This window comes from Streptomyces sp. NPDC058964 (assembly GCF_042741275.1).
Classification (GTDB): Bacteria; Actinomycetota; Actinomycetes; order Streptomycetales; family Streptomycetaceae; genus Streptomyces.
Genome location: NZ_JBHYKH010000141.1, coordinates 2,745 through 15,088, shown reverse-complemented (window position 1 = coordinate 15,088; position 12,344 = coordinate 2,745). Strand labels below are relative to the sequence as shown.

Annotated in this window: 9 protein-coding genes and 1 pseudogene; 3 read left to right on the top strand and 7 right to left on the bottom strand. The window is 67.7% G+C overall.

Features of this window, described 5'->3' with window-relative positions; translation table 11 throughout:
* Together ACFW2E_RS19220 and ACFW2E_RS19215 are read right to left on the bottom strand one after the other, a co-directional pair.
* A pseudogene (locus ACFW2E_RS19220) lies at positions 1-250 on the bottom strand (hypothetical protein); the annotation flags it as partial.
* A gap of 444 nt (positions 251-694) precedes the next feature.
* Positions 695-889, bottom strand: coding sequence for a hypothetical protein (locus tag ACFW2E_RS19215; protein ID WP_030649813.1), 195 nt, complete (start codon positions 887-889; stop codon positions 695-697).
* A gap of 190 nt (positions 890-1,079) precedes the next feature.
* On the opposite strand from ACFW2E_RS19215, the gene ACFW2E_RS19210 reads away from it, so the two are divergent.
* Positions 1,080-3,221, top strand: coding sequence for a prolyl oligopeptidase family serine peptidase (locus tag ACFW2E_RS19210; protein WP_384467888.1), 2,142 nt, complete (start codon positions 1,080-1,082; stop codon positions 3,219-3,221).
* Between the two features lie 110 nt (positions 3,222-3,331).
* Here ACFW2E_RS19210 and ACFW2E_RS19205 read toward each other — a convergent pair whose 3' ends face one another.
* From ACFW2E_RS19205 to ACFW2E_RS19185, 5 genes are read right to left on the bottom strand one after another with little or no spacing between them, the layout of a single operon-like run.
* The gene (locus ACFW2E_RS19205) at positions 3,332-4,381 is read right to left on the bottom strand and encodes an ABC transporter ATP-binding protein (RefSeq protein WP_384467886.1); all 1,050 of its coding nucleotides are present in this window, start codon (positions 4,379-4,381) and stop codon (positions 3,332-3,334) included.
* Complete coding sequence (locus ACFW2E_RS19200; RefSeq protein ID WP_384467884.1) at positions 4,374-5,348, bottom strand: ABC transporter ATP-binding protein; 975 nt, start codon at positions 5,346-5,348, stop codon at positions 4,374-4,376. The genes ACFW2E_RS19205 and ACFW2E_RS19200 overlap by 8 nt, the downstream gene beginning before the upstream one ends.
* A gap of 7 nt (positions 5,349-5,355) precedes the next feature.
* On the bottom strand, positions 5,356-6,336 hold the full coding sequence (locus ACFW2E_RS19195) for an ABC transporter permease (protein ID WP_384467882.1): 981 nt from the start codon (positions 6,334-6,336) through the stop codon (positions 5,356-5,358).
* Positions 6,329-7,252, bottom strand: a complete 924-nt coding sequence (locus ACFW2E_RS19190; RefSeq protein WP_384467880.1) for an ABC transporter permease — start codon at positions 7,250-7,252, stop codon at positions 6,329-6,331. The genes ACFW2E_RS19195 and ACFW2E_RS19190 overlap by 8 nt, the downstream gene beginning before the upstream one ends.
* A gap of 6 nt (positions 7,253-7,258) precedes the next feature.
* Entirely contained in the window at positions 7,259-8,887 is a 1,629-nt protein-coding gene (locus tag ACFW2E_RS19185; protein ID WP_384467878.1) for an ABC transporter substrate-binding protein, read from the bottom strand.
* Between the two features lie 463 nt (positions 8,888-9,350).
* Between ACFW2E_RS19185 and ACFW2E_RS19180 the strand changes: the two genes are divergently transcribed.
* The gene (locus ACFW2E_RS19180; RefSeq protein WP_384467876.1) at positions 9,351-10,379 is read left to right on the top strand and encodes an ABC transporter permease; all 1,029 of its coding nucleotides are present in this window, start codon (positions 9,351-9,353) and stop codon (positions 10,377-10,379) included.
* Positions 10,380-10,460: 81 nt separating this feature from the next.
* Entirely contained in the window at positions 10,461-12,218 is a 1,758-nt protein-coding gene (locus ACFW2E_RS19175; protein WP_384467874.1) for an ABC transporter substrate-binding protein, read from the top strand.
* Positions 12,219-12,344: the final 126 nt, after the last annotated feature.

Here is a 12,344-nt window from a genome sequence, read left to right as displayed (position 1 = left end):
CTGGTTGGAGGGGGGGCTGTACGGCACAGGGCCGCTGCGCCGTTTTCGGGTCGCTAACAACGTCGTTGTCGTACAGCGCCAGACCGTCGACATCGAGGGACTCCAACCGTGCCAGGGTGGCTGCGGTGATCTCCCGGATCCGCTCGGGAGTGTTGCTCAGGCGGGGCGGCGTGATGCCGAACAACAGGACATTGCTGTCGGCATCGGCCACCCGGCTTCGGAGATCTGTGCCGTCGCTCTGGTTCGCCATGACGCGGAAGTTAGCAGCTCATCCGCCATGCGGCAGGCGAACACCACCCTGTGAGACCGGACTCGGTTCTGAACCAACTGACGTCCGGCCGCGCGGACCAGATCCACAGGATTTGACAATTGCTCGGCAATCGAGCTGGGCCATGCGCAGGCCGTGTGCGTCTCCAGGAGCGGCATGTTCGTGCGGAGGGCCGCGCGGAAGGTGGTGGCGCCCTGGACGCGTGTGCCTGTGCGGGTGACGAACTCCTCGGCCAGTACCTCGCCGAACTGCCCGGCGCTCACGTACGCGGCGTTCGGGTTGGTCAGGACGTGCCCCCGCCTCAACCCAGCTCGTGTCCCAGATCCGCAAAGCTTACGGATGGGGAAGCACCGAAGAGAGCAGAACAGGTCGGTCGCGGACGGGCCCCGGTCGCGTTCCGCTGCCGGAGCCCGGTTCCACCACGCGTCAGAACTTGATGCTGCCGATCATGCTCGCGACGTTCGTCGTCAGCTCGCTGATCGTCGGAGCGACGGTCGAGGAGGCGAGGTAGAAGCCGAGCAGGATGCAGACGACCGCGTGGCCGCCCTTCAGCCCCGACTTCTTGATCAGCAGGAAGACGATGATCGCCAGCAGCACCACCGCCGAAATCGAGAGTGCCACGGCGGCTCACCTCCAAAGATCCCGGGTACGCGGGGGGTTCGGACTATGGGGGTTATAGATCGGTACAGCAAATCCATACAGAAGCCAGCAGGTTCATACCCACTCAGCGGTAGTGATCATAACTATCCGTACTCGCGCATCGCTCGGCGCATGGCCGCACAAGGGGGCGCATGGCCAATATGGTCGGGGCATGACGACCGAGCCTGACTCCTTCCCCCGACGGCACGCCCGCACCCAGCGGTTCACGCTCGGCGCGCCGCGTGCGTTCACCGTGGCTCCCGACGGTTCCCGTGTCGCGTTCCTGCGCTCGCACTCCGGTACGGACCGGGCCAACTCCCTGTGGGTTCTCGACATGGCGGACGGCGGGGAGCGCATCGCGGCCGACCCGCGCGCGCTGCTGGGCGGTGCCACGGAGCACCTCTCCCCCGAGGAGCGGGCGCGCCGCGAACGCAGCCGTGAGGGTGGTGCCGGCATCGTCGGCTACGCCACCGACAGGACCCTGGAATTGGCCTCTTTCGCCTTGTCAGGGCGGCTTTTCACGGCGGAGCTGCGGGCCGGCACGGCACGCGAACTCCCGGTCCCGGGACCGGTGATCGACCCGCGTCCCTCCCCCGACGGGCGGCATGTGGCGTACGTCGTCCAGGGTGCCCTGCGCGTGGTGGGCGCGGAGGGCGAGGGTGACCGGGCGCTGGCGGAGCCGGAGCCCTCGGCCGCGTCCGGCGGGGTCACCTACGGCCTGGCCGAGTTCATCGCGGCCGAGGAGATGGGGCGTTCGAGGGGCTTCTGGTGGGCGCCCGAGTCGGACCGGCTGCTCGTGGCGCGCGCGGACGACACGCCGGTGGGGCGGTGGTGGATCGCGGATCCGGCCCACCCGGAGCGTGAGCCACAACACGTCGCGTATCCGGCGGCGGGGACGGCCAACGCGGACGTGCGGCTGTTCGTGATCGGCCTCGACGGTGCACGCACGGAGGTCGTCTGGGACCGGGTACGCCATCCGTATCTGGCGCATGTGCACTGGTCAGACGCGGGGGCCCCGCTGATCCTGGTGCAGTCGCGGGACCAGCGCAGCCAGCTGTTCCTGGCCGTGGACCCGGACTCGGGGGCGACCCGGATGGTGCATGCGGAGGAAGATCCAACATGGCTGGAACTTTTCCCTGGCGTGCCCTGCTGGAGCCCTTCCGGGCGGCTGGTGCGGATCGCCGACGAGGGCGGCGCCCGGGTGCTCGCGGTGGGCGAACGCCCGCTGACCGGTGCGCAGTTGCACGTCCGTGCGGTGCTCGACGTCTCGGACGACGATGTGCTGGTCTCGGCGTCGGCCGGCGAGGAGGCGGAGTCTCCCGGGACCGGTGAGGTGCATGTCTACCGGGTGAACGAGCTCGGCGTGGAGCGTGTGTCACAGGAGCCCGGCGTGCACTCGGCGGTGCGCGCCGGGGGCGTGACCGTACTGATCTCCGCCACACTCGACCGCCCGGGCGCCCGTGTACAGGTACTGCGTGACGGAAAACCGACGGCGACTGTCACGTCGTACGCCGAAGATCCCGGTATGTCCCCGCGTGTGACACTCACCGAGGGGGGCGCACGTCGAATCCCGTGCGCCGTGCTTATGCCACAGGACTACCGCTCCGACACACCCCTGCCGGTTCTGCTGGACCCCTACGGTGGTCCGCACGGCCCGCGCGTGGTCGCCGCGCACAACGCGCACCTGACCTCGCAGTGGTTCGCCGACCAGGGCTTCGCGGTGGTCGTCGCCGACGGGCGCGGCACCCCCGGCCGCTCCCCCGCCTGGGAGAAGGCGGTGCACCGCGACTTCACGGTGTCCCTGGACGACCAGGTCGAGGCGCTCCAGGACCTCGCGAAGCGCTACCCGCTCGACCTGTCCCGGGTGGCGATCCGCGGCTGGTCCTACGGCGGCTGGCTGGCGGGCCTGGCCGTGCTGCGCCGCCCGGACGTCTTCCATGCGGGCATCGCGGGTGCCCCGGTCACCGACTGGCGCCTGTACGACACCCACTACACCGAGCGGTACCTCGGCGACCCGGCCTCGGACCCGGAGTCGTACACCAGGAGCTCCCTGGTCACGGACGACGGTCTGTCCTCCCCCGCCGAACCGCACCGGCCGCTGATGATCGTGCACGGCCTGGCCGACGACAACGTGGTGGTGGCCCACGCGCTGCGCCTGTCCTCCGCCCTGCTGGCCGCCGGCCGTCCGCACGAGGTGCTCCCGCTGTCCGGTGTCACGCACATGACTCCGCAGGAGCAGGTCGCGGAGAACCTGCTGCTCCTCCAGGTGGACTTCCTGAAGCGTTCGCTGGCACAACCGCGCAAATACGCATGAACTGCGTTAACACGCAGGCAACTTCACGGAAGCGGTACCGATATACGGACGCGCGACGCTGAACAGCGTACGGCCGTGCGGGTGCCGTAAACGGGCCGGGGTGCGCCATGTCACCCCGGCCCGTTGCCGTGCTCCTCCGCGGGCACCACCTGCTTCTCCTCCGCGAAGTGGCACGCCGAGTCGTGCGCGGCGGGGCCGGTCGCGAAGCGGAACTCCTCGGGCACCGCGAGCGCCGGCACCTCCGTGGTGCAGCGTTCCCGGGCCTTCCAGCAGCGGGTGCGGAAGCGGCAGCCGGAGGGGATGTCGGTCGGGGACGGGACGTCACCCGTGAGGATGATGCGCTCGCGGTGTTCCCTGGCCTCCGGGTCGGGGACCGGGACCGCGGAGAGAAGAGCCTGGGTGTAGGGGTGCGTGGGATGGTCGTAGATCTCGGCGTCCCTGCCGATCTCCACGATGCGGCCCAGGTACATCACCCCGACCCGGTCCGAGATGTGGCGCACGATCGAGAGGTCGTGCGCGATGAAGACGTACGAGAGCTCGAACTCGGCCTGCAGCCGGTCGAGCAGGTTGACGACCTGGGCCTGCACCGAGACGTCCAGCGCCGAGACCGGCTCGTCGGCGACGATCACCTCCGGGCGCAGCGCCAGTCCCCGTGCGATGCCGATGCGCTGGCGCTGGCCGCCGGAGAACTGGTGCGGATAGCGGTTGATGTGCTCGGGGTTCAGGCCCACCACGTCCAGCAGTTCCTGGACCCGGCGGCGGCGGTCGCCCTTCGGCGCCGCCTCGGGGTGGATCAGGTACGGCTCCCCGATGATGTCGCCCACCGTCATACGGGGGTTGAGGGAGGTGTACGGATCCTGGAAGACCATCTGGATGTTGCGCCGTACCGCCTTGAGGGCCTTGCCGGACAGCCTGGTGATGTCCTCGCCCTTGAACCGGATCGAACCCGCCGTCGGCTGCTCCAGGTTGCACAGCATCCTGGCGACCGTCGACTTGCCGCAGCCCGACTCGCCCACGATGCCGAGGGTTTCGCCGCGGTGGAGCGTGAAGTCAACGCCGTCCACCGCCCGCACCACGCCGATCTGCTTCTTGAAGAGGATGCCCCGGGTGAGCGGGTAGTGCTTGACGAGCCCGCTGACCTCCAGGATCGGCTCAGCCATGCAGGCACTCCCTCCAGAAGTGGCAGGCGCTGCCGCGGTCCGCGGAGAGCTCGTACAGCGGGGGCTCGTCCGTGCGGCACACGTCCCGGGCCATCGGGCAGCGCGGGTGGAAGGCGCAGCCCGGCGGGATGTCCATGAGGTTCGGCGGCAGGCCCTTGATGGCGTAGAGCTCCTGCCCCTTCTGGTCCAGGCGCGGGATGGAGTCGAGAAGGCCGCGCGTGTACGGGTGCGCCGGCGCCTTGTAGATGTCGTGGACCGGTGCCGACTCGACGATCCGCCCCGCGTACATGACGGCGATGCGGTCGGCCACGTCCGCGACCACGCCGAGGTCGTGCGTGATCAGGATGAGCCCCATGTCGTACTCGCGCCGCAACTCCGCGAGCAGGTCCATGACCTGGGCCTGGACGGTGACGTCGAGGGCGGTGGTGGGCTCGTCGGCGATGATGAGCGCCGGTTCCAGGGCCAGCGCCATGGCGATCATGATGCGCTGGCGCATGCCGCCGGAGAACTGGTGGGGATAGTCGCGCACCCGCTCCGCCGCGGCCGGGATGCGTACCCGGTCCATGAGTTCGACCGCCCTGGCCCGCGCGTCCTTCTTCGACATCCCCCGGTGCACGACGAACATCTCGCCGAGCTGTTCGCCCACGGAGAGCACGGGGTTGAGCGACGACAGCGCGTCCTGGAAGATCATCGCCATCCCGGCGCCGCGGATCCGCCTTCTCTCCTCCTCCTTGAGCTTCAGCAGATCCTTGCCCTGGAAGAGGATCTCGCCGCCCGTGACCTTCCCCGGCGGCATGTCCAGGATCCCCATCACGGCCTGCGCGGTGACCGACTTCCCGGAGCCCGACTCGCCGAGCACCGCGAGGGTCTCCCCCGCGTCCACGCCGTAGCTGACGCCGTTGACGGCCCGGGCGACCCCGTCCCGGGTCCGGAACTCCACCTGCAGGTCGCGCACTTCGAGCAGCACGGGCGGCTCACCTCAGCTTCGGGTCGAGGGCGTCGCGCACCGCGTCGCCGAGCATGATGAAGGCCAGGACCGTGACGGCCAGGGCGCCGGAGGGCCACAGCAGCGCGTGCGGGGCGTTGCGGATGTACGGGGAGGCCGCGGAGATGTCGATGCCCCAGGAGACGTTGGGCGGCTTCAGGCCCACGCCGAGGTACGACAGGGTCGCCTCCAGCGAGATGAAGGTGCCGAGCGCGATGGTCGCAACGACGATCACCGGGGCGACGGCGTTGGGCGCGATGTGCCGCAGCAGGATGCGGGAGTGTGAGGCGCCCAGGGCGCGGGCCGCCAGGACGTAGTCGTTCTGCTTGGCGGTGATGACCGAGCCGCGGGCGATCCGGGAGATCTGCGGCCAGCCCAGCAGAACCATGAACCCGACGACCGGCCAGACCGTATTGCTCGTCACGACGGAGAGGAGGACCAGTCCGCCGAGGACCACGGGGATCGCGAAGAAGATGTCGGTGACCCGGGACAGGAGCGAGTCCCAGGCTCCGCCGAAGAACCCCGCCAGGCCGCCCAGGACGGACCCGAGGAGCGCGACCCCGAGCGTGGCGCAGACGCCGACCGTGACGGACGTACGGGCCCCGTAGACGGTCCGTGTGTAGACGTTGCAGCCCTGGCCGTCGTACCCGAAGGGCGCGCCCGGCTGGGAGCCCTCCTGGGCCTTGGCGAGGTCGCACTGGAGGGGGCTGCCGGAGGCGATCAGCGAGGGCCACAGGGAGATGACGACGAGGAAGAGGATGACCAGCCCGGAGACGATGAAGACGGGGTTGCGGCGCAGGTCCCGCCAGGCGTCGGACCACAGGCTGCGGGGCTTGTGCTGCGGGCCGGTCCCCAGCGGGCCTCCCGGCGTCCTCTCGAGCGTCTCCGCCTCGCTCGTCGCCAGGTCCATCGCGCCGCCCGCTCCGGTCCCCGCGATGGCGCGTCCGGGCTCGTACGGCTGCTCAGGCATAGCGGATCCTCGGGTCGAGTACGGCGTAGAGCAGGTCGACGAGCAGGTTGGCGACCAGGAACACCAGGACGAGGACGGTCACGAAGCCGACGACCGTCTGGGTGTTGTGCCGCAGGATGCCCTGGTAGAGCTGGTAGCCGACGCCGTGGATGTTGAAGATCCGCTCGGTGGCGATCGCGCCGCCCATCAGCGCGCCGATGTCGGTGCCGATGAAGGTGACGACGGGGATGAGGGAGTTGCGCAGCAGGTGCCGGGTGATGACCCTGCGCCGGGGCAGGCCCTTGGCGATCGCCGTGCGGACGTAGTCGGACCGCTTGTTCTCCGCGATGGAGGTGCGGGTCAGGCGGGTGACGTAGGCGAGCGAGACGGCGGCCAGGACCAGGCCCGGCACGATCAGCTCGCCGAGGGTGGCGTCCTGGGAGACCGACGGCTGGATCCAGTGCCACTGCACACCGAGGAGGAGCTGGAGCAGCAGGCCGGTGACGAAGGTGGGGACGGAGATCACCACCAGGGTGGCGAGGAGCACACCCGTGTCCACGGGGCGGCCGCGGTGCAGGCCGGTGATCACGCCCAGAGTGATGCCGATGACGATCTCGAAGAGGATCGCCACGACGGTCAGCCGGATCGTGACGGGGAACGCCGTCGCCATCAGCTCCGTGACCGGCTGGCCGTTGAAGGCCGTGCCGAAGTCGCCGGTGAAGATGTTCCCCATGTAGGTCAGGTATTGCTGCCACAGCGGCTTGTCGAGGCCGAACTCCTTCTTCAGCTGGGCGGCCGTCGCCGGGTCGCACGCCCGCTCGCCGCACAGCCCCGCGATGGGGTCGCCCATCACGTTCACCATCAGGAAGATCAGCAGCGTCGCCCCGACGAACACCGGGATCATCTGGAGCAGCCGCCGGACGACGTAGCGTCCCATCGCGGCTCAGCCGACCTTGATCTCGTTGTAGACGGGAACGCTGAACGGGTTCAGCGCGACGTCGGACAGCCGCTCCGAGTAGCCCGCGCTGCCGTTCTGGTACCAGAGGGGGATGGCGGCCATGTTGTCCCGGACGACCTCCTCGGCCTTCTGGAAGGTCTGGACGGCCTTGGCGGTGTCGGTCTCCGCGTTGGCCTGGTCGACGAGCTGGTCGAACTGCTTGTTGGACCACTTGCCGTCGTTGGAGGAGGCGTTCGTGTAGTAGAGCGGCTGCAGGAAGTTCTGGATCAGCGGGTAGTCCATCTGCCAGCCGGCCCGGAAGGGGCCGCTCATCTTGTGCTGACCGATCTGGTTCCTGAAGTCCGCGAAGGTGCCGACCGGGTTGCCGACGCAGGCCTTGTCGTTGCCGAGGGCGTTGTTGATCGAGTTGCACACCGCGTCCACCCAGGTCCGGTGCGAGCCGGTGTCCGCGTTGTAGGTGATCTTGAGCTGGCCGCCGGGGAGCCCGCCTCCCTCCTGGATCAGCTTCTTGGCCTGCGCGGGGTCGTAGTCGCAGGCGCTTCCGCACAGATCTTCCTTGAAGCCGCCCTCCACGCCGAGGACCGGCGAGGTCCAGTCGCCGGCCGGGGTGCGTGTCTTCTGGAAGATCGTGTCGGTGATCTGCTTCCGGTTGATCGCCATGGACAGGCCCGTGCGGACCTTCTCCGAGCCGCTCTTGTCCCAGGCCTTGTCGTAGTACGGGAAGGCCAGGGTCTGGATGATGCCGGCCGGGGTGTTGATGTACCGGTTGCCGAGGTCGTTCTTGACGTTCTTGAGCTGCGAGGCGGGGACGTCGTCGACGAGGTCGAGGTTCCCGGCCAGCAGGTCCGTGTAGGCGGTGTCACTGTCCGTGTACACCTTGAGGGTCACACCGTCGTTCTGCGCCTTGTCCGGGCCCGGGTAGCCGTTCCACTTCCCCAGGGCCATCTGCGCGCCCTTCGTATACGACTGGATCATGTACGGCCCGTTGCCGACCGGCCTCTGCAGCCAGCCCGCGTGGTCGCTGAAGAAGGACTGGGGCAGCGGCGCGAAGGCCACGTAGCCGAGGGTGTCGGGGAAGCTGGAGAACTTCTGGTTCAGCTTGACGGTGAAGGTCCTGTCGTTCACGACCTTCAGGCCGGAGAGCGTGTCGGCGCTCTGCGAGCCGGTGGCCGGGTGGACCTTGTCGTAGCCCTGGATGTAGCCGAAGAAGTACGCGTTCTTCTGGTTGTTCCTCAGGCTCGCGCCGTAGTTCCAGGCGTCGACGAAGGACTTGGCCGTGACCTTCTCGCCGTTGCTGAAGGTCCAGCCGTCCTTGACCGTGATGGTGAAGTTCTGCGAGTCCGGGGTGTCGATCTTCTCCGCGAGCATGTTCTGGGCCGCGCCGGTCTTCGGGTCGTACCGCTTCAGACCGCGGAAGATCATGTCGAGGACCTTGCCGCCCTGCACCTCGTTGGTGTTCGCCGGCTCCAGCGGGTTCTGCGGGTCACCCCAGGAGGAACTGAGCACCGCGCCGGTGGTCCCGCTTCCGCTCCCGCCCCCACCGCCGCACGCCGTCGCGGCGAGCGCCGTCACCATCGCACCGGCGGCCCATCTGGCGTGCCCGGCTCCACGCATGGCGTGCCTCCTCCGTGAGCGCTGATCCATTACCGGCCAATATCAACGCAACTTGCGCATATCGCATGTGTGCGCCACTCACGAAGGGGCCTTTAGGGGGACAGGTCATCCGGATGCAGGCAGCGGCTAGACGATCTTGCCTGGGAGGCGCAATGGATCTACGCGTAACGATGCCGAAACGTTGGATTGCGACCCGCCGTTGTACGCATTTCGACACACAGGCGTCCGCATATCGAACTCGTTGCCCGAATAGTCCGGTTAGTCCGAGGAGAAGCACGGATTGATTACAGCGTGCTACCCGCGTAGCTACGGAACGGTCAAGTACGAGTAAAGAAGGTAAATAGACAACCAAGGCGACCGAGAATTTATTGACCTTGAATGAATTGCGTTGAAAAAGTCCGGCGTAGCCCGTAGGGGAGTGCCCTGCGGAGTCACTCAGACCCTCCCTTGGGCCAGGAGCACCATGACCCCCCCAACTCCATCTGCGGCTGCCCCGCTTGAGGTGACCGACGGGACGACCGCGAAGTCGACCGAACCGGCCGGCTCGAAGGGCACCGAGAACCGCTCTCCGGGCCGACTGGCCTGGAAGCGCTTCAAGCGTGACCGGACGGGCGTTATATCCGCCTACGTCGTGATCTTCTTCTTCGTGATCGCGATAGCGGCGCCACTGATAGCGAAGCTGTACGGCAAGGACCCGTACACCACCTACGCCAGCCAGGACCCGACCCTGCTCGACGGTTTCTCGTACCCCGCAGGGCCGAACGGCGGCATGAGCTCGGACTTCTGGTTCGGCATCGAGCCCCAGCTGGGCCGGGACGTCTTCACGTTCCTGCTCTATGGGATCCGGACGTCGCTCGGCCTCGCCCTGGCCGCCACGATCCTCACCGTCGTCGTCGGTGTCGTGGTCGGCATCACGGCCGGCTACCTGGGCGGCAAGACGGACTACCTGGTCGGCCGGGTCATCGACATCCTGCTGTCGTTCCCGTCGACGCTCTTCTTCATCGCGTTCATGCCGGTCGTCTACGGCCTCTTCGTCGCCCCCGACGAGAACATCCCGACATCGCTGCGGGCCACCGCCCTGATCGTGGTGCTGTCCACGTTCGGCTGGGCCTCCATCGCACGCCTGCTGCGCGGTCAGGTGCTCGGCCTGCGCGAACGCGAGTTCGTCGAGGCGGCCAAGGTCACGGGCGCGTCTCCGATGCGCATCGTGTTCAAGGAGCTGTTGCCGAACCTGTGGACGCCGATCATCATTCAGTCCACGCTGCTCCTCCCGACTCTCGTGACCACCGAGGCCGGCCTGTCCTTCCTCGGTGTAGGCATCATCGACCCGACCCCGGACTGGGGTGTGATGATCGCGCGAGGCGCTCAGTTCTACTCCCAGGACCTCACCTTCATGCTCTTCCCGGGCATCTCGATGGTGATCTTCGTCGTCGCATTCAACCTGCTCGGCGACTCCGTACGGGACGCGCTCGACCCGAAGTCGAAGCGGTAGCAACCCAGTACCAACCGGCCCGGTTCGAAGATGTCCGGCTGGTTCCGACCGTCCGAAATGACCCCCATAGGCAGGCTCAGCATGTCCTTTTCTCGCAGAAACTTCCTGATCGCCACCGGTGTGGCCGCAGCCTCCACGACTGTGCTGAGTGCCTGCGGCGGCGGTGACAAGGGCGGCACCGACAAGAACGTCCCGTCGGTCGGCAAGGCCAAGACCATGAACATCCCGGTCGGCACCAAGGCCGACTCGACGGGCCCGGCCCCCGAGGTCACCGGTGCGGTCAAGGGCGGGACGATCTACTCGCTCGACCAGTTCGACATGGACCACATGGACCCGGCCCAGATCTACGTCTCGACCGAGGGCGCCATCACCCGTCCGATCCTGCGCGGTCTGACGGGCTACAAGATCGATGACAAGGGCGGCGCGACCCTCGTCGGCGACGTGGCCACGGACGCCGGCACCATGAAGAACGGCGGCAAGACCTGGTCGTTCACGATCAAGGACGGCATCAAGTGGGAGGACGGCTCCGACCTCTCCATGGACGACGTCCGTCACACCTTCGAGCGCCTCTTCGCCTCCTTCGTGACCGAGGGCCCGCGCTACGTCCAGCAGTGGCTGGTCGGCGGCGACAAGTACAAGGGCCCCTACGACGGCAAGAAGCTCGCCTCGATCGACATCTCGGGCAGGACCATCACGTTCCACCTCACCGAGGCGCGCACCGACTTCAACTACACGCTCGGCATGCCGGGCTACGGTCTCGTCAACAAGAAGCACGACACCAAGGAGAAGTACGACAAGCGGCCGTACGCCCTCGGCCCGTACAAGATCGGCAGCCGTGACATCGGCAAGTCGCTGACCTACGTGCGCAACGAGCACTGGGACCCGAAGACGGACGCGATCCGCAACGCCTACCCGGACAAGTACGTCTTCCAGTTCGGCTTCGAACTCGTCGCCTCCACCGACCGCTACATCGCGGACAAGGGCAACGACCAGTACACGATGTCGATCTTCAACGAGGTCGCGCCCGAGCGCATCGCGCAGGTCATGACCAATGCCACGCTGAAGAAGCGTGTCCTCACCCAGGTCGACACGGTCACCTACTACTGGCCGATCAACACGACTCGCATCAAGGACGTCAAGGTCCGCCAGGCCATCAACTGGGCGTGGCCGCACCTGCAGCTCCAGACCATCCGCGGCGGCAAGTCGACCAGCGAGCTGGCCAGCACCATCCTCAGCACGGTCACCCCTGGCTACGAGGACTTCGACCTGTACGGCGTGAAGACGAAGCCCGGCGGCGACCCGGCGAAGGCCAAGGCCCTGCTGAAGGAGGCCGGCAAGGTCGGCCAGAAGCTGGTCATCGCCTACCAGGCTTCGGACAACGCAGTGAAGCAGGCCGTCGCGATCAAGAACGCGCTGGAGGCGGCCGGCTTCCAGGTCGTCAACAAGCAGGTCGACAAGACGACCTTCTACACGCAGATCGGCAAGGTCGACAACGACTTCGACCTGTTCGCGGCCGGCTGGAGCCCGGACTGGCCGAACGGCTACTCCGTCTTCTACCCGTGCTGGAGCGGCAAGAACATCGGTGACGGCCGCAGCAACTACGCGCAGCTGAACGACCCGAGCGTGAACAAGGCGATCGACGCGGCCGCCAAGATCACCGACGTCGCCGCCGCCAACAAGGCCTGGGGCGCCATCGACCGCCAGATCATGGAGCTGGCGCCGGTGGTCCCGGACTACCACTCCATCCGCAACTGGATGCACGGGTCGAAGGTCGGCAACGTCGTGTACGACGCCGGCAACACCTGCGTCGCGCTCTGCAAGCTCTACGTCAAGAAGTAAAGCGCGCTAGACCCCTGGGGGCGGCCGACGACCGGGCGCCCCCCCCCGCCCCCCCCCCCAACCCCCGCCCGCGGCCCGCCCGGGCACTGAACCCCCCACGTAGCCGGGCGTGTGCGCCGCCTTATC